The 18,375-nt window shown below is 54.0% G+C and carries 16 protein-coding genes; 10 read left to right on the top strand and 6 right to left on the bottom strand.

Annotated elements, in window-relative coordinates; genetic code table 11:
* Window positions 1–663 (top strand): hypothetical protein (locus tag ACR0A2_RS20205; protein ID WP_480836916.1); only part of this gene is annotated, 663 nt, incomplete at its 5' end.
* Between the two features lie 376 nt (window positions 664–1,039).
* Entirely contained in the window at window positions 1,040–1,930 is an 891-nt protein-coding gene (locus tag ACR0A2_RS20210) for a class I SAM-dependent methyltransferase (protein WP_253283610.1), read from the top strand.
* Between the two features lie 144 nt (window positions 1,931–2,074).
* Here the strand turns inward: ACR0A2_RS20210 and ACR0A2_RS20215 are convergent, their stop codons facing one another.
* Window positions 2,075–3,043: an acyltransferase family protein gene (locus ACR0A2_RS20215; protein WP_480836918.1), complete on the bottom strand. Its 969-nt coding sequence runs from the start codon at window positions 3,041–3,043 to the stop codon at window positions 2,075–2,077.
* A gap of 102 nt (window positions 3,044–3,145) precedes the next feature.
* Window positions 3,146–3,673, bottom strand: coding sequence for a GNAT family N-acetyltransferase (locus ACR0A2_RS20220; RefSeq protein WP_480836920.1), 528 nt, complete (start codon window positions 3,671–3,673; stop codon window positions 3,146–3,148).
* Between the two features lie 114 nt (window positions 3,674–3,787).
* Here ACR0A2_RS20220 and ACR0A2_RS20225 point away from each other — a divergent pair, with 114 nt between their 5' ends.
* From ACR0A2_RS20225 to ACR0A2_RS20235, 3 genes are read left to right on the top strand one after another with little or no spacing between them, the layout of a single operon-like run.
* Window positions 3,788–4,189, top strand: a complete 402-nt coding sequence (locus ACR0A2_RS20225; RefSeq protein WP_480836922.1) for a hypothetical protein — start codon at window positions 3,788–3,790, stop codon at window positions 4,187–4,189.
* Between the two features lie 53 nt (window positions 4,190–4,242).
* Window positions 4,243–4,383, top strand: coding sequence for a hypothetical protein (locus ACR0A2_RS20230; RefSeq protein WP_480836924.1), 141 nt, complete (start codon window positions 4,243–4,245; stop codon window positions 4,381–4,383).
* A gap of 52 nt (window positions 4,384–4,435) precedes the next feature.
* On the top strand, window positions 4,436–5,425 hold the full coding sequence (locus tag ACR0A2_RS20235; RefSeq protein ID WP_480836926.1) for a glycosyltransferase family 2 protein: 990 nt from the start codon (window positions 4,436–4,438) through the stop codon (window positions 5,423–5,425).
* 111 nt (window positions 5,426–5,536) lie between these two features.
* On the opposite strand, the gene ACR0A2_RS20240 is transcribed toward ACR0A2_RS20235, so the two are convergent.
* A complete protein-coding gene (locus ACR0A2_RS20240) occupies window positions 5,537–7,288 on the bottom strand; it encodes a glycosyltransferase family 39 protein (protein ID WP_480836928.1) in 1,752 nt (583 codons plus the stop codon).
* A 381-nt stretch (window positions 7,289–7,669) separates the two neighbouring features.
* Here ACR0A2_RS20240 and ACR0A2_RS20245 point away from each other — a divergent pair, with 381 nt between their 5' ends.
* Window positions 7,670–9,391 carry a glycosyltransferase family 39 protein gene (locus ACR0A2_RS20245; protein WP_480836930.1) on the top strand — a complete coding sequence of 574 codons (1,722 nt, stop codon included), beginning with the start codon at window positions 7,670–7,672 and terminating at the stop codon, window positions 9,389–9,391.
* 1 nt (window position 9,392) lies between these two features.
* Entirely contained in the window at window positions 9,393–11,297 is a 1,905-nt protein-coding gene (asnB, locus tag ACR0A2_RS20250) for an asparagine synthase (glutamine-hydrolyzing) (protein WP_480836932.1), read from the top strand.
* Here the strand turns inward: asnB and ACR0A2_RS20255 are convergent.
* Both ACR0A2_RS20255 and ACR0A2_RS20260 read right to left on the bottom strand, forming a co-directional pair.
* Window positions 11,294–11,698: a GtrA family protein gene (locus ACR0A2_RS20255; RefSeq protein WP_480836934.1), complete on the bottom strand. Its 405-nt coding sequence runs from the start codon at window positions 11,696–11,698 to the stop codon at window positions 11,294–11,296. The two genes, asnB and ACR0A2_RS20255, sit on opposite strands and share 4 nt — an antisense overlap.
* Before the next feature lie 800 nt (window positions 11,699–12,498).
* A complete protein-coding gene (locus ACR0A2_RS20260) occupies window positions 12,499–14,385 on the bottom strand; it encodes a hypothetical protein (RefSeq protein ID WP_480836936.1) in 1,887 nt (628 codons plus the stop codon).
* 277 nt (window positions 14,386–14,662) lie between these two features.
* On the opposite strand from ACR0A2_RS20260, the gene ACR0A2_RS20265 reads away from it, so the two are divergent.
* From ACR0A2_RS20265 to ACR0A2_RS20275, 3 genes are all read left to right on the top strand, one after another.
* Window positions 14,663–15,616 carry a glycosyltransferase family 2 protein gene (locus ACR0A2_RS20265; RefSeq protein ID WP_480836938.1) on the top strand — a complete coding sequence of 318 codons (954 nt, stop codon included), beginning with the start codon at window positions 14,663–14,665 and terminating at the stop codon, window positions 15,614–15,616.
* A 23-nt stretch (window positions 15,617–15,639) separates the two neighbouring features.
* On the top strand, window positions 15,640–16,005 hold the full coding sequence (locus ACR0A2_RS20270) for a GtrA family protein (RefSeq protein ID WP_480836940.1): 366 nt from the start codon (window positions 15,640–15,642) through the stop codon (window positions 16,003–16,005).
* A gap of 214 nt (window positions 16,006–16,219) precedes the next feature.
* Window positions 16,220–17,275: a tyrosine-type recombinase/integrase gene (locus ACR0A2_RS20275; protein WP_480836942.1), complete on the top strand. Its 1,056-nt coding sequence runs from the start codon at window positions 16,220–16,222 to the stop codon at window positions 17,273–17,275.
* A 28-nt stretch (window positions 17,276–17,303) separates the two neighbouring features.
* Here the strand turns inward: ACR0A2_RS20275 and ACR0A2_RS20280 are convergent, their stop codons facing one another.
* Window positions 17,304–18,320 (bottom strand): ParB/RepB/Spo0J family partition protein, encoded by a 1,017-nt coding sequence (locus ACR0A2_RS20280; RefSeq protein ID WP_480836944.1) that lies wholly within the window; start codon window positions 18,318–18,320, stop codon window positions 17,304–17,306.
* Between the last annotated feature and the right edge of the window lie 55 nt (window positions 18,321–18,375).

An 18,375-nucleotide genomic window follows, 5' to 3' on the forward strand; every position in this document is an offset into this window, starting at 1 on the left:
ACCGAGGCAGAGGCGACACCTCCCGCTACAGAACAGCCTCAGACCGAGGCAGAGGCGACACCTCCCGCTACAGAACAGCCTCAGACCGAGGTGGAGGCAACACCTCCGGCCACAGAGCAGCCTCAGACTGAGGCAGAAACCGAGGTCGAAGAACCCGTCAACATTGCCGAACCTGAAGGCGAACTGATGATCGACATAAGCAATCAGGACAGCCGCGGAAATATTGGCAAAGTGCTAGGTTACTCTGACGCCGAAGAAATTGCTTTCTCGGTCGAGATGACCCGAGGTGGAGAGGATACCGGTGCCGAGCGGCTTATCTGGAACCACTCGAACTTCGGCCTGAAACTGACCAAAAAGGGGCATCTGATCGCGAAAGTCGACAACAATGATGGCGGTTTCCGTGACGGTTATAAGATCAAGAATCTTGATCTGAATGACGGAGAGACGCACCAGGTGACCATGATGGTCGATCAGAACACCGATCGCCTTCAGGTTCTGGTAGACGGTGCTGTTGTCCTGGACGAAATCGAAACGGATTTCGACTTTGCAGGCGGCCGGGAACGCGACTGGTACGTTGGTGACAGCGTGGAAACCTTTGGCATCGGAGATGATGCCGATTTCCTGGACACATCATCGAATCCATACCCGGATTTGTTTGCCTGACGGCAACAACCCCCTCTGGCTAGAACAATTGTCGATCAAACCACGGGCGGGGCTCAGATTTGAGCCTCGCCCGTGTCTTCTCCAGGCTGGCGCGCTGTGGAACATGTGAAACTGCGCGGATACGCCCTTTATGCGGCATCCCTGTTGACTTAAAGCTGATTGCCAGCAACGCCAAATTGATTACGAAACATGCAAAAAAGGGTTTTGGCCACATTCAGGAACTTTGCGCCCCATATCGCACCCCCTTTTCAAGACCGGGCTGTCCAAACGGATCGGTTCCTTAACGGGGTTGCGGCAGTTTGGCCTTCCGGGGTGAAGAGTATTTGTCTCGACACATGATCCTGCATCGGCATCATATATGGCAGACATACGGGCCATGACCTTGCTTACGAGTGAACTTATTCAATTACGGGACCACGAAATGAAACCTGAGAAAATGCCGGTGACCGCAGCAAGCTACCAAGCTTACCTGAACAGCCCGTACAAAAGCAGCAAGCATTCGACTTACTTCGATGTGTATGACAAGCTTTTCTCTCCTTATGTCGGCAAGCCGATTACCTTCGTCGAAATCGGGGTTCTGAGCGGCGGCTCTCTGTTCATGTGGCGCGAATTTTTTGGACCACAGGCCCGCATCATCGGTGTTGAACTGAACCCCGGCGCAAAGCGTTGGGAGCAGGAAGGCTTTGAAATTTTCATAGGCAGCCAGAGCGATCCTGCCTTTCTCGAAAAACTTGCAAACGAGATCGGTGAAATCGACATTGTCCTGGACGATGGCGGCCACACCTATGAACAACAGATTATCACAACAGAGTGCCTGCTGCCGCATATCCGCGATGGAGGCATGCTGGTCGTGGAAGACACACATACATCCTATATGGAAGGCTTCGGTCCCAAGCACCGTTCCTTCGTAAAATACGCCATGAGCATGGTAGATCGCGTAAACCGGCGCTTTTCCAAACTCCTCTCGGATGCTGCGGAAAAGCGGGTTTGGGGCATCCGTTTCTATGAATCTTTTGTTATATTCGATGTGAACCGCAAGGCGACCTCTATCGTGTCCGTACCAACCGACAATGGCGGGGAGGACCTGAACGCAAAAGACTTCCGCCACGCGGACAACCAGACCTATGAAAATTTCCTGAAAGCGTCTAAAAGCCTGTCGGCCCTCAAGGTCATCCCAGGTACGCGATCCTTGGCCAAGCTGGCCCGACATGTGATATCGCTGCCATCAAACCTGAAGCATGCGCGGAAACTGAAAGAGTTTTTCTGAATTTCCACCGCCTTTTCGGCTGAACGCATTGCCGGTTTCAGATCGTCAACATCCCTGGGATCGTCAGGTCGATGCGCTACAAGACTGTTCGGGACTGTTCGGGCATACCGAGCTTGTCCCCGGCAGAGTTATACACCGCAATGGTCAGGAGAATGCCCGCTTCATCTTTTTGGTCAAGGGTTTTTCGATCACGGAAAAAACCAGACACCCTGCGGCTACGCTGCTTATCAGGCACAAGATGGACAGAACGTCACCATTTACGGGCCTGAGGACAATCGAAGACACTTTATAAAAGGCGGGAATGGTGAGTATCTGGACAAGGTAGATGCTGTAGGATGCATCCCCGAGATAAACCAAAAACCGATTTGAAATCTGCGTCGCAAACAGCAGCCCAAAAACGATAAAAAACGACGGTACACCCCAGATAATGACACGGTTTGCTGGGTCGACCTCAAGTTCACCCGACAGGGAGGCACATAAAAGAAGCATCCCGAAAACAAATATCAAGACCCCTGTCTTTTCCCTGATTTCAAACCCCTTGTTGTAAAAATACGCAACAGCCATCCCAAACAGGAACTCAAGCGATATAAAATCACCGGACGCGAGGGACACCCCGGCCAGAACCAAGCTGACAACCAGGAAAACATGGACCCACGACCTCAGGAAGAGAGACAGTCCAAAAACAAAATAAAAGAGCATCTCCCATTCCAGGGTCCACCCAACATAAACAATCGGTGGCTCACCGAGCACCAGAAGCGAAGAAAACAGAAGCGATGACAATATGATGGTTCCTGAAAGCTCCATGGACCTGAAGATCCCGGGAACAGCGTAATAAACCGCCACAACAAAAAGTGTGATCAGCCAGTAAATTGGCACGATCCTTAGAATTCTCGACGTCAAGAAAGCGCCTGTGTGCCGCTTTTTCTGCATTTGTGTGTGCAGCATGACAAAGCCGGATATCACGAAAAAAATATCGACCCCATTTGCACCCCACCCGGCCAGGAAGGATAAATAATCGGTGCTTTGTCCATATGTTGATGCCGTCTTGATGACATGGAGGAAAACCACATTTATGGCAGCAAAGGCTCGTAAGGCTTGAATATTATTGATCATCTGTTTCGAGTTTATTTCCCGGATAAAATTCTGACCGAACTGGCACGTCACGGATTGAAATGCTGTGACTGCCTCGCCCCTCAGCATTCACTGATTCAAGAGTTATCTTTCCTCCAGCCGACAAATCGATGGCGGCGCATCCTGTCGCCAATGAACGGTCCCATTTCGGCGGTGGACCCCCTGTCCGATGGGCAAGAACCCCGCTGAAAGAATGCCGCGTTCTGACGACAAATTACTGTCACTGCAATCAATATAAATACGCGTGGTCCCCTCTTCTGCCAGCGTGCGGCACACATGTTTCAGAATTTCCACATAATACCCCCGGCCCCGCATATCAGGAACGGTAAAGCAGTGAGAGATCAGAGCACAGCGCTCGGTCATCGGGAAGAAATATACGTTCACGTTTTGCCCGGAGCGGGTTTGCGCAATGGTTGCCGGAACCCCGTCGGAAAACCCGATCCAGACGGACATACCCGCGTTCAGGTCGCCTTGAACATCCCAGTGGATCTTGTCCTGATTACGCTTCAGAAAGTCTTTGCTTTGATCATCAAGATCGGACCAACTGCGAAAGCACTGCACGGTCAACGTGTTTGACATGCTGTCGATCTGCCGGGCCTTGCCGCCACTCATGGCGAAGAGCAACCTATGCTGCCCGAAGAGACGATCCCTGAAAAGCATCCACATTGTCTTTAATCCGTCAACAACCCCCCCCCGGCGAAAGGACCGCAAGACAAGATTGAGTCGGTGGAAAGATGCCATCAAACGCCCCTGCCTGTTTTTGCCATCCTGACGGCAACAGAACTGGCATTTCGTTCGACTTCAAGAAACACAGGCCGCATCCTCTGCGATCTTTCAGAAGATGCGGTAGTTAAGAAAATACGCTCCAACACCTGTGAACAGGTTGATAAAAATCCGTTTCCCGGCGTTATGGGGGTTAATTTGGCAGATGCGGCAAAGAGGCTGTCTTTTTCAAAACCAGACGTATCCGGGTCAATTTCTGGACTCGGCCTGAAAGGCCCAAAGCACCTGTGCTTTGCCTTCACGCAAGATGCTTTCACTCTTTTTCGAATTTCGAATGTCATGCATCGCCCTTTCACTCCTGCACAAACCTTCCTCAATCAGTTTGAGATGTATAGTACTCAGTAGCTTCATCTTGATGAGCATTCGGTTTTCATTTTTCGAGCCTCAAAAGCGCGCGCTTGGCTACTCACATTGATCACGCTAAAAAAGTCGCTATTCCCGATGCGCACCGTGAAGTACTTATTGGCGGTGAAAAGGTACTGAAGATCGAAATTTTGCGTGCCTATACAGAACTTTTTGAACCGAAGTCAAATCCATGATCACCTGTGCCCAAATGAACGGAAAAAGGCCCGCGTCATGGTGACGTTGAACATGAGTACCCCCACAACTCCGTCCCGGGAAAAAGCCCCGGACCAAAGCGCTCCGACGCTCAGCATCATCGTGCCCATGTTCAATGAAGAAGAGGTTCTGCCGGCCCTGTTCGAACGTTTGGGGCAATTCCTCGATCAGCTTGGGGAAAGCTACGAGATCATCTGCGTGAACGACGGCAGCACAGACGCGACCGCCAGGATTCTGGCCGCCGCGTATGAGCGCGATGATCGTATCAAGGTGCTGAACTTTTCACGCAATTTCGGCAAGGAAATCGCGTTGACGGCCGGGCTGGATGCCGCCGCAGGAGAAGCGGTTGTTCCGATAGACGCGGATTTGCAGGATCCGCCCGAACTGATCGAGACATTTCTGGAAAAGTGGCGCGAAGGGTTCGATGTCGTCTATGCCGTCCGGCGCCACCGCGACAGCGATACCGCGATGAAACGCTGGACAGCGCGGAAGTTCTATCAGGTCATCAACCGGCTTTCGGGGGTACCGATACCCGCCAATACCGGCGATTTCCGCCTTATGGACCGGCGCGTGGTTCAGGCTGTAGGGCAGCTGCGCGAGCACAACCGCTTTATGAAGGGCCTTTTTGCCTGGGTCGGGTTTCGGCACACCGAGGTGGCGTATGACCGCCCCGAGCGTGCGGCGGGGCAGACCAAATTCAACTACTGGCGCCTTTGGAACTTTGCGCTGGACGGTATTACCGGGTTCAGCACCGTACCGCTCAGGATTGCGGGCTATGTCGGCATGCTGACTGCGTTGGCCGCGATCATCTATGGTGTTTTCCTGATCTCACGCACCCTTGTCTACGGGGTGGATGTACCCGGCTATGCCTCATTGATGGTTGCAGTGCTGTTGATCGGTGGCCTGCAACTTGTCGTGCTGGGCGTCATCGGGGAATATCTGGGGCGGCTTTATGCAGAGGCTCAGAAACGCCCGCTTTATATTGTCGAAAGCAGCCTGGGTCTGGATGATCAGCCCCATTGATTCACTGGTAGGCAAACCGACGCCCCCTCGGCCATAGCTTCAGCAGGCAGGGATGGGCAACCCGATACAGCCGCGGCCCTAAAACAGGCACCAGAAGGCGCGCATGGATGATCAAGGCCTGGTATCAGGTTCGAAAAGCTCTGCACTGGCCCGCAATCTTTCAATTTTCAGAGTTTGTTTATAATCCTTAAGGACTTCACGCCGCACATCGGTGACAACGGATTGCCCCACATCGGGCCATGTGACCAACCAGACCCGAGCGTCGGGATTACGTCGCAAGGCCTCTCCATGATCCGCAACGATGAATTGCGCATCATTGATATAGTAGAACAGCGGCGTATCGATCCAATCCCGGTCCCTCAGAAAAACCAGATCATCAGGCAGCATTTCAGGTAGCATGGCCTTCACAATCCCCTGATAGTCATTGGGAGAGCCCGGCTTACCAGCGGCGTAAGGTATGCTGGCCGCAAACACCAAGACGCACAGGCCAATCGAGACCAGCCTTAAACGGTGGTCCTGAAATACCTGAACTGCGCCGGCTGCGCAAAGGATCAGAAAATAAGGCACGAAAAGCAGAAAGGCCCTGGGGGCCAGGATGGAAACTTTGTAGGACGCTGCAAACAGGATCAGCGGAGAGACAACCGCAACAAGCCACAAAAGCAATGTCCGTTCCTGAGGATAATGCAGTGTGTTTGAGGGCAGCCTGGGCACAACCGCGCCCCACATGGTGCTCAGAACAGGAATGAGCAACGCCAGAAAGGGTAAAGCAGACATCGCCATCAGTGCTTCGCTCCTGCGATGGGCGATTGAGCCGAGCCAGAACATAAAGCAGGCCGAACAACCCGCTGCCAGCCCCAAAACCCATATCGGGATCTTACGCTCTGGAGCCACCACCGGCGCTTCGCGTTTGGGGGCTTTCAGACTGGCCGCCAAAAGCAGCAGGGCAAAACCCAGAACAAACCAGGTCCAGACCGGCCCGATGTACAGCGGCGGGACTGCAAAATCGTCTTTTGCAAACAGAAATCCAAAAGAGAAATACTCGGTCAGAAAGTCAGGAGAAGGATCAGGAGCCGCTCCTTTACGCGCACGATAAACCGCATGGGTCAGTGCCGGGGCGGACAGGATAAAGGCAAGCGCCTGCACCTGAAATAGCCGAGGGGCCTGCCGCAAACCGATCCGGCGCCAAAACCGCAGACCATCCACGTTTGTCCGGGGCAAGACCAGAGCCGCCCAGAACACATGGATCATGATAAGGGGCCAGAACAGCTCAACCGTCAGAACCCCCGCCATAACCGAAAGGACATAAGCGATCTCAAGGCCCGGGCGCGGTTCGCGCGTTCTGACAAGGCACAGTAAAAACCAGGTCGCCAGCAATGACAGGAAGGCCCCAGCGACATACATGCGGGCCATCTGGCTCCAGAACACATGAAACCCATGAAGCGACAACAGCAGCGCGGCCAGGCATCCCACAGTCGATCCAAAGATATTGCGGGCGATCAGAAAAATCAGTGGAATAGAGCCTAAAGCGAACAAAACTCCTGGGGATCGCACGGCAAAATGGGACGTGCCGAACGCTTTGGTCCAGCCCAGCATGGACACATACCAGCCCATGGGATGCGGTTCATCGTGGAAATGCCACCAGATGGTTTCAGCCAGGTTATGGCGCGGCGGCGGTTCGGATATACCGGAAACCAGGTCGATGCCAGGGACATAGATTTCCGGATGGGACATACTGCGCAGATCAATTCCCCAGAGCCGCAGTATCAGCGTCAGCAAAACCGAGATCGTCAAGGCAAACAGGACGGCGCCTGTGCGATACTCGCGTCTGTTGGGAAAAACAGAACCTTTTTCGGATGTCGTCATGAGATTTTTGTCTCTTACTGCGCGTTATGACCGCGGGAGGAACACAATCGTCCCGGTAGAAACCGTCCGGGGCTCGTCACGGAATAAACCAGCTTTTAGTTCACCACGATGCGACCAAAACAGTCAATTCGGGCTAAGTCTGTTTCACAGCTCTCTCGACCGAGATGTATTTGCACCGGATTGAAACATTATTACACATAGCTGGAAATTGTTTCGTTAAACCGCGATCATCAGCAGAATAAGTTCCTGATGATCCAAAAATTGATATGAGTGATAAGAAATGTAATCTCTGTCGTATTCTCGGCACAGGTAGAGCCAGTTTTGCAAAATTCCGCAGGGCGCATAGGACACAAACGTTAATGGTATTGAGTACATAGTTGGATGAGCAGGCTTTCTTTTGGCGCTTTGGCGGGAGTGACGAGTGCTACTTTAGGGCTGCTTTTGCCAGTCGGTCTGTTCACCCGGGTGTTGCGCGGCGCCGATGCGGCGGCCGATCCGGCCTTTACCCAGGGGATTTGGCTGTTCAAGGCCGGTCTCATCATCATAGGGGTATATCTTCTTTTACTGCGGCTTCTGCCGATTGGCCGTCCGCTATCTCCACAGCGCCCCGAGATTTCTCCCGCTAGCCCGGTCCAGGCACTGATCTTTGGCCTACTACTGATTTGCGCCGCGGCTTTACGGTTTTACCGACTTGATACCGGCATCTGGTATGATGAAATTCTGACATCCGTAAATTACATGCCCCTCACAATCGGGCAGATCGTCAGCACCTATCACGATGCCAACAACCATGTCCTGTTTTCGGTGCTGGCGCGACTGTCTTTGTCGGTCTTCGATGACAGTGTTTGGGCCTTGAGATTGCCTGCGGTCGGTTTTGGCATTGCCGGCATTGCCGCTATTTACTTTTTTGCCCGACGCGTCGGCCCGACTCGTGAGGCTCTGTTTGCGGCGGCACTACTGGCGTTTTCCTATCACCACATCTGGTTCAGCCAGAATGCACGTGGTTACACCGCATTACTGTTCTTTGCCCTGCTTTCCAGCACCTGGTTTCTGGACGCCATGCGCCAGGGGAGCCCCCGCAAATGGGGGCTGTATTGCCTTGCCGTCGTCCTGGGGGCGTATGCGCACCCTACCATGGGGCTGATGGTGCTTGCGCATTTTGCAATCTGGGGCACAGCCTGGGTCCAGCAAAACAAGCAATACAAGCGCTATCGCTGGAACGGGTTGTTTTGTGGCTTCATCCCGGTGGGTCTGTTTACGTTTCAGGTCTATGCTCTGGTCTTGCCCAGTATGGTCGGCGGGGCGCTATTGAATTCCGGACTGAAGGGTGAAGACAACGAGTGGACCAACCCTTTTTGGGCATTGGCAGAACTGTTCAGCAGTCTGCAAATCGGGTTGGCCAGTGCGGGTGTTGTGATAGCCGCCGGCCTTGTCTTTGCGATTGGTGTCATCAGCTTTGCCCGAACGCGACCGGTTGTTGTGGCGTTGTTTCTGATCCCGGTTGGAGTCGGTTTCATAGCAATGACCAGTATCGGGTATACCCTGTTCCCAAGGTTTTTCTTTTTCACCTTCGGATTTGCGATACTTATCGTGATCCGCGGTGCCTTTGTTGCCGGCCAGTTGACTGCGCACCTGGCACGGTTGCCCGCCGCAGCCACGAAATGGCTGCCCGGACTGATATGCGCAGGCATTGTGGCGGTATCTCTTTTATCCCTCCGGCACGTGTATCTGCCAAAACAGGATTTCAATGGTGCCATCAATCTGATTGAAAGCGACCTGCAACCCGGGGACACGGTTCTTGCTGTCGGGATCGCAGGATTTCCGTTCAATGCATACTATGACAAGGGGTGGGATGTCATCGAAACGACCGATGATCTGGATCGCCTGGCCTCACAGTCAGGCAGAACCTGGTTGGTCTATACGATGCCGGTGCACGCCCGGACCACATATCCGGGAATACTGGAGAGGATCAAAAAGGAATACGCTACCGTTGCGCGGTTCCGGGGTTCTCTGGGCGGGGGAGACGTGGTGGTCAACCTCGCAGATCCGACCAAGGCCCAAGCCACAGGAAAGAGTACAAGTACTGTAAAGGATAACGATTGATATGTGCGGAATATGCGGAATCCTGCAGGTCGACCCGGCGGCTGATCACCCCGAAAAAGAGCTGATCACGGCAATGGCAGCAACATTGGCCCATCGCGGACCAAATGATGATGGCGTCTGGCTGGACGAGGACGTTGCGCTGGGTTTTCGGCGTCTTTCGGTGATTGACCTGTCTTATGCAGGTCATCAGCCAATGACAAACGAGGACGGCACTGTAGTGATTGTCTTCAATGGCGAAATCTACAACTTTCAGGAACTGAAAGAAAAATACCGCCTTGAAGAGCGCGGCCATGTCTTCAAGTCCCGCACGGATACCGAGGTTCTGATCCATCTTTACGAGGAAATTGGCCTCGACATGATCCCGGAACTCAACGGGATGTTTGCATTTGCGATCTGGGACACGCGCAGCAAGTCATTGCACTTGGCGCGTGACCGCTATGGGATCAAACCCTTCTTCTACCAGAAAGATAATGACCATTTTCGCTTTGGCTCTGAGATCAAGGCGATCATCGCCGATGACCGGGTTGTACGGAAACCGTCGATGCAGGCCCTGCATGATTTTCTGACCTTCAACTACATCCCGGGAACCCAGACAGCCTTTGACGGTATTTCCGAAATACCGCCGGGGCATCACATGACGGTCACCCGTGACGGCACAATCTCGATACGGCGGTACTGGGATCTGAACTTCCATGTCGATCCCGGTATGACCGAAGCACAGGCGATTCAAACGTCTTATGAACTCATGGACAAGGCTTTGCAGCGCCGTCTGGTCGCGGATGTTCCGATTGGCGTGTTCCTGTCGGGAGGGCTGGATTCCAGTACCCTGGTCGCACTCATGCACAAACATGTGGATGAGCCGATCCACACCTATTCCGTCGGCTTCGAAGATCAAAGCTTCAATGAGCTGCCCTATGCCCGAATTGTGGCCGAAAAGTTCAACACCAAGCATCGTGAAGTAACCGTCACCGCCGATATGGTGCGGGACATGCTACCAAAATACCTGAGCTTCACCGATGAGCCATATGGCGACGGGTCTGCAATACCGACGTATTTCATCAGCGAACTGGCCAAGGACGAAGTGGTTGTCGTTCTATCGGGCGAAGGCGGCGACGAGGCGTTCGCCGGCTATGATACACACGCAGCCTACAACATGTATAAACAGGCCCGAAAGATACCCGGGTTCATTCGGAATGGCGTGATGAAACCGCTGGTGAACTGTTTGCCCGTGTCAGACAAGAAGCTCAGCTTCGAATTCAAGGCCAAGCGGTTTCTGGGCGGGCTGGACCTGCCCCCTGAAGAAGCCCATCTTTGGTGGCGGATTGTCCTGAGCGAAGCTGAAAAACTGGACCTTTACGCAGATGGTGTGACCGAAACCGAGACTTTGCAGCCTTCAGTGCGGCATTTTCAGGCGGCCTACGAACATTGCGGCGCGGAAGAGACCCTGTCACGTCTGATGTATATCGATTCAACCATCTTCCTGCCCGACGATCTGATGATCAAGAATGACCGGATGACCATGGCGCATTCTCTTGAGGCCCGGGTGCCCTTTACCGACCCGGAGCTGACCGGATTCATGGCCACAGTCCCCTCACATCTGAAAATGAAGAACCGGCGCAAGAAACATCTCATGCGGCGGGCAATGGAAAACGATCTGCCCGACAGCATTCTCAACAAAAAGAAGGTCGGGCTTGAAATGCCCTATTCCCGCTGGCTCAAGATCGAGCTGAAGGATCTGATGATGCGATATCTCGGGCCCGAGAATATTCAGCGTACAGGCCTGTTTCGGGGTCAGGCGGTGCAGACACTGATCAACGACCATCTGAGCGGGAAACGGGACAATGGCCGCCCGCTCTGGGGTCTTTTGAACTACATGATGTGGTACGAGCTTTACATCGATGCCTAATCCGGTTTGCGGAATACCCAGAGTGTCGAAATCACATAGCTGGTAACAAAAGATGCCCCGATCGCAACCAACAGGATAAACCAGAAAGGCAGGTTGGTCGCATATCCCAGCCCTGCCACTACTGCGAGGCGGGCCACCAAAGATGACAGGACCGCCAGAAGGTATTTCCCATACCCCAGGAGCGAGATTGTACCTTTGTCGGTGTGCTTATAGCTGAAGATATTATGCCCGCAGTAATTGACAAATGAGCCCAGCACAAAGCCGCATATCGAAGCAAAAACATAAGGGGCTGCAAAAGTCAGAACGAGCAAAAGCGCCAACAGGTAATCCGCAATCGTACCCAGAACGCTGATACTTAGAAACCTGAGGAGCAGGCGCTTATCTTTGAGCTCTGAAATCATGGCTTTAAAGCTTCAAAATGGTCATTGGCTGGAGATAACGGGGCAAAATGGTTTCCGTTTAAATAACTATTAAGAACAAAGTTAATCCGATGGAAATCTGAGAACGATGTATTGCTCAAATCTCCCTCGTTTAGCTCTTAGGACGTATGACAGGATAAGGTGGTTGTGTTACAAAATAAAATCTTAACTCACTATCTGGCTTTAAACAGGACCTAGGCGGGGCCTTTGTGCTTGCAAACGAAACACTCATCCCTTCAGAGCCGGTATGTGTCATAAATCCAAGCAACCCATGCTTTGAAAGCGTTTCAGGCCGGCCAGACAACCATACACGCTTCTTATACTATAGACTGGGGCGACAATCCGACCCCGACCTGTATCGTCCTGTTTGCAAACCGGATATTCCGTGCCACGTCGTCACGGGGATGCAAGCAACCAGGGCGCTGCCGCTTAACCTGAAACAGAAACCGAACCAGAGTCTCCGTTACTAAAACGCCCAAGCATTCCGAAAAACTCTGACTACGGACAATGCCTTGAATGACCGTAAGCCCGGCCAAACTGCGTTCAGGGTCATGCTTTACCAAGTCGACGCCTTCATACCAGCGCAACACCATCGGGAATCGCGATACCACGGGCTGCGGATTAGTTCCTCTGCCGTATTCTTAGCCTCTCGGAGCAAAGCCGTTGGTGGCATATTCAGAACCGTGACCGAAACACCCACCAGAAAAGCAAGCATCACACCACTTGCAAGAAAAAGTAACAAGTCCAAATGCGCTCATACTTTCCGCCACGACATACTCCCGTTAATTAACTGTATCGAATATTTCCTTCAAAGGGCGTGCATCCTTGACGTCATATTTGATCACCCATGCCGTTTCGGACGTTGAGAGCTTGTGCTCGATCCGTAAGACCGAAGAAGGCAGGTCAGATGCCTCAGCAAACCGATAGCAAAGGCCGTTCATCTCGGTCGCTTTGGCCTGCCAGTGAAATTGATTGGATCTGATCCAGCGCCCTGCTTCATCCAGTTGAGTTGCAACAATCCGACCAGTGCCAAGATCGATATCAGCGCAGGTCTGGCCGATCAGAACGACCATCCCGTCAGAATAACAAAGTGCGCCAGTCACATCACCGCCTAATGGGAAACAGGTGGATTGCGCTAACATGGGCTTCAGATCTTCAAAACAGACAAAGAGTGTGCCCTCAGCCATAAAAACAGCCCCTTCTGCCGGGAACTCCGTACATGCCCACGGTGATGCAAGAACCGACCCGGCATAGTCTGTCGCGCCATGCCGCACCTGAAAAATAGCATTCATATCCACCCCGCGATGAAACACGCTTAGTGGCTGAAAACTGCCGAACTTTAGAGACTGGGAAACAGGCCCACCAACGGAGCGGACCGGAGTGGTTATGACGTCGAATCCATCCAGCAACCGGGCTCGCTCGACAATCGCGTCCGCCAATTTAATGTCCCGTTCCGCCGTTTGGTTAAACAGGGGCCAGATATGTGACGAGGCAACCGCCTGGCTTACGCCAAACACAAGGATCAACATCATCGCCACAACCGGCGCCGGGCGGGACACAGGCGTCGCTTCCATCCCCTGCACGATAACCGTGGCCGAAGCCAAAACAACCCCGGCAAGGATAAACCCAACAAACCCGATGCTGCGCCCGATCAGATAGGGTTCCGGATAAAGAAACCAGATCAGAACCGGCAAGATGAAAAACGCGCCCAATCCCCCAACGAGCACGCGCAATCCGCCTATCCACCCTCCTCCGACAAGCCTGCGCGCGGCAAAAACAGCTACCGCCGCCGCTATAAAAACCAAGATGCAGGCTGTGGCTGAAGTCAACAGGAACAGGCGGCTATAAAAGGACGGCACCCCCAGAAGCCCACCGCTATGTATGAGCTTCTCAATCCGGTAGAAAGCCGACAGCTTATCGGCAAGTACCGCAGCATCTATGCCACCCGAGAAACGGAAATTTGCATCAAGCTTCAGGGCGTAAATCGTAATGTCACGCTGCAGCTGATACAGGACCAGAGCTGCACCTGAGACGATCAGGACCCTCAACAGACAGAACAGGCATTGCCTGTGGTTGAACCGATCAACCCGGATCAGAACCAGAGCCGGAATAAGAAACCCCAGCAAAACATAACTTTGATAAAAGCCAATGGATATGGCCATCAATTCTGCGGCGACGGCCATTCGCAGGATGAGCCCAGAACGCGACCGCATGCCCGTGGGTTCAATCAGGACCATGGCCCCGACGGATGCAAGAAGACCAAGACAAAACCACGGTGCCAGCGTCTGATAGTGCAAAAGCTCCGTCAGATAGACATGCGAAGACCCGGCCAGAAAAACCGCCAGGATGGCAGCGACGACGATGACTGGCCCTGTCAGCGCAATAGCCCCACGGGCAATCAGAACGGAAACCCCGAACAAAGCCGCAAAAATGATGAAGATCAGGATGGCAATCGGCGCGCCCTGTTCAAAAAAAACCTCGTGCACCCAATGCGTCGCCCAGCGGCCATGAACTTCAGCGAATACACGCTCAAGACCCGCTGCGAACCGCCATTCATCCGGATTGAAACCAGATCGAGCGATTCCGGCTCCGGCAGTAGGTAGAAAAAAAAGGGCAGAAAGGATCGCTGATACGAACAGAAGCCGTGCCGGTACCCTGACATCGGTCATGAGGAAATCCAATTAGGCAGCACACAAACCAATGTCACCCGACAACACCTTTCTTTGACGTCCATCTTTGCTATTAATAGACTTCCTGTCTTTTGTAGTCCGAGGCTCTGAAGACAGGTGTTAAAGGAAAATATCGTTTTAAAATGCACTCGATTGCTCTGACATTGTTATTTTGCCCAGTACTAGTACTTGAGATCAAAAACATTAATCGGTGCGCGAATTTGAAAACCTTATTGTAACTACGATCAAAGTACAAAAATCGGATGCGGAAATACAGATGGAACAGGCCATCGTCAGCTTGTCAATCGTGGTGCCCTGCTTCAACGAAGAAGCGGTCCTACCGGAGTTCATTCGCCGGATCAGCGCTGTAGCCGAAACATGCGTGGGATCATCCTGGGAACTCATCCTGGTCGATGACGGGTCCACCGATCGCACACAGAACATGGTTACAGAACTTGCGGAAACCAAGCTCAATATCCGCGCAATTATCTTGTCTCGAAACCACGGGCATCAGAAGGCGCTTTCAGCCGGGCTGACGTATGTACGCGGTGCAAATATTTTGGTGTTGGACGCGGATCTACAAGATCCTCCCGAACTTTTGCCTGAGATGTTGGAGTTGATACAGAACGGGGCTGATGTCGTTTACGGGCAACGTCGACAACGAGCGGGAGAAACGGTAGCCAAACGAACAACCGCAGCTGCGTTTTATCGTCTGCTGGACCGACTGACCGATGTTGATATTCCCGTCGACACCGGAGATTTCCGCTTAATGTCCCGAACAGTGGTCGACTACCTGAACACTATGCCGGAAGAAGACCGCTTTATCCGCGGAATGGTAAGCTGGCTAGGGTTTCGGCAAGTACCATTGCAGTATGACCGGGCTGAACGCTTTGCCGGGGAAACCAAGTACCCATTCAAAAAAATGCTGCGCCTGGCCGTCGATGCTATCACCGGATTTTCCATTGTTCCGCTACGGCTGGCAACATGGTTGGCCCTTCTAACCACCATACTGGGATTGGTATTAATCGTCTGGGTCCTATTTCAATGGTTCACCGGGGATGTCGTCTCGGGCTGGTCCTCGGTGATGGTCGTGGTGCTGATGGTAAGCTCAGTTCAACTTCTGACAATTGGTATTCTTGGGGAATATATTGGCAGGCTCTACTTGCAAAGCAAACGGCGCCCCCGCTTTGTTGTAAAGCGCGTCGTTTTCGGTTCGGACGAACGCTCGTGAAGCCCGTTGATCTGAGAAGTGTTATGTCCTTCGGGATTGTCGGTATCCTCGCCACGATAACCCACGCTCTTGTTGCTATTGCATTGATTGACGCTTGGAGCCTGCATCCGTTCTCAGCCAATGCATTTGGCTTTGTAACAGGGTTTATGGTGTCTTATTTCGGACATCACCGCTTCAGCTTTCAATCCGAGGCCGGCCACAGGCGGGCCATGCCACGGTTTCTGGCGATTGCCGGCCTTGGTCTGTTTCTCAACCAGGTGATCGTCTACCTCATGGTCAACCTGGGTGGGGTGAACTATTTTCTGGCTCTTTGCGTGATTATCTTAACGGTTCCGGCGATCACGTATCTGACATCCCGTCGATGGGCTTTCGCCAAGCCATCTTCATGAAGATGGTTTTGGATACCCCGCTTACTACAGCGCCTAAGACCTTATATTCAGAATTATTTTGCCTTTTTATATTTAGGCTTATGTCAAGTAAAACGCAAAAAGTTCCGAAAACGAGGCCTACAGTATTTTCTGATTTGTTGACTATTCACATTCGATAAGTACCCCTTATCACGTTTGATTGATTTTACCCAGAAACTGGCTCAGAATGGCGCGTATGAAGCCCCCTGCCCCACATCTCCCCGCCGCCGCCCCTGCCCTGTCGCAGGCAGATCAGGACGCGCTGAGTGATCTCTATATCCGCGGCACCCCCGCCAATACGCTGCGCGCCTATGAACGCGATCTGATCTATGTGGCGGCGTGGAAAATGGCGCGCTTCGGGGCAGCGCTGGACTGGCCGGAATCTGAGGCCACCGCCCTCGCCTTCATTCTCGATCACGCCCGCGACCTCAGCGACGCACCAGAGGCCGACATCGCGCGTCAGAGCGCCGAGATGCTGATCAAACAGGGGCTGCGCAAATCGCTGGCCTGCCCGGCGCCGTCGACGCTGGACCGGCGCATTGCCTCCTGGCTGGCCTTTCACCGGATGAAAAACCTGACCAGCCCGTTTGTTGCGCCCCGGGTCAAGCAGGCCCGGGCCAAGGCGCGCCGGGCGGCAGCACGCCCCCCTGCCCCAAAGTCGCAGCATCCGATCACCCGCGGAGTGCTGGAGCAGTTGCTTACCACCTGCCGTGGGTCGCGGCGCGATTGCCGTGACCGAGCGATCCTGATGCTGGGCTGGGCCAGCGGCGGGCGGCGCCGGTCCGAGATCACCGGGTTGATGCGCGAGGATGTGTCGCTGAAGGAGTTCGACAAGACCGGCGTGGCCTGGCTTTCTCTGCTGGAAACCAAGACCACAGCCAAGGGAGAGACGCCGCGTCTGATCCTAAAGGGCCGTGCCGCGCAGGCGCTGGTGCATTGGATCGAAGCCGGAGACATTACAGGTGGCCCGCTGTTCCGCCCCATCTCCAAGGCGGACCGGGTGCTGAAACGCCGTCTGACCCCGGATGCGATCTATCAGATTGTCAAACATCGTCTCAGGCTGGCCGGATTGCCCGAGGATTTCGCCTCGCCGCATGGATTGCGGTCTGGCTTTCTTACCCAGGCCGCGCTGGACGGTGCGCCGATCCAGGCCGCCATGCGGCTGTCGCTGCACCGCTCTGTGGCGCAGGCACAGAAATACTATGACGACGTGGATATTGCCGAAAACCCGGCGGCGGATCTGTTGGGGTGATGGGAGGATCTGTTTCGCGCGCGAAACATCATGTGCCGCGCGCGTGCAGCCAGGCTTTCAGCTCTGCAAGAAATGTCTCGGACATTCCCTCGCCGGACAGGGTGATCTGTGCACCGTTTCGACTCTGTTTCAACTGAATGCCGCCGAATGTCTCTTTCAGGGGGGCCTTTGCAGCAGGTGGGTTTTCCCCATTCGACCCCAGGCCGTTCACTGCACGGGTCAGAGCTGAAATCTCGGCTTCCACGCTCTGAGGCGCGGCCTTCCGCAGAGCGGTGGTGATCAAGGAAGCTGCTTTTGCCTCCTCTTTCAGGACCTTTGCAATCGACAGCCCCAACCGTTCAGGAATAGCTGACGCAAAGCGCAGATGGTCATCCAGGGCGTGATAGATCGCGATGAACGAGCCAATCTTGGATCGCTTCGCCCGGCTGGCCGAGGCAAACAGCCCACGCAGGGCCGCAGTTTCATCCGGGTAAACGCCCTGCTCTGCCGCGCGCGCCACGATCCGGGCGCGCTCGTAATAGCTCAGCCCGACGCGGATTTCATTTTCCTCGACCATGGCCACATAGGCATCAGAAGCGCTCTGCGGCTGCCTGAGGAACGCACGCACGGTCTCAAAGCGGGCCTCGCCCGTCTCCTGCGCCAAAGCCCGCAGCGCTGTCAGACGCCGCCAACCCGAGATCAACCCGTAACGCCCGCCCTCCAGCTCCACGACCTCGATCGGGGTTTGCTGGCCACGGGCCTTCAGGCTTTCCTTCAGTGCCTCCATATCCGCGTCATCGGCCGCCATGCGGTCACGCATCAGGTAGGTTTCCTCGATGGCGTCCAGCGGCAGATCCTGCACCAAGCGCCCTTCGGCCCGCGCGGCACGCAATTCTCCGGACAGCTCTTCCAGCGCCGCCTGCGCCGCCGTGGCCCCGGCCACCTGCGCAACCGGCGGCGTGGTCCGGGGGGTGTCTGTGGGGAACATCGGGTTCAGCCCGGGGGCAGGGCGGTTGTCTTCCAGATAATCCGGCCGGGCAGGGGTCAGTCGTTTGCGTTTTGCCATTGGTTTCTCCTTTTCCTGCGCGGATCAGACTCTGTTTCGAGACGTGACAGGCGTG

Source organism: Ruegeria sp. H8, from assembly GCF_056532905.1.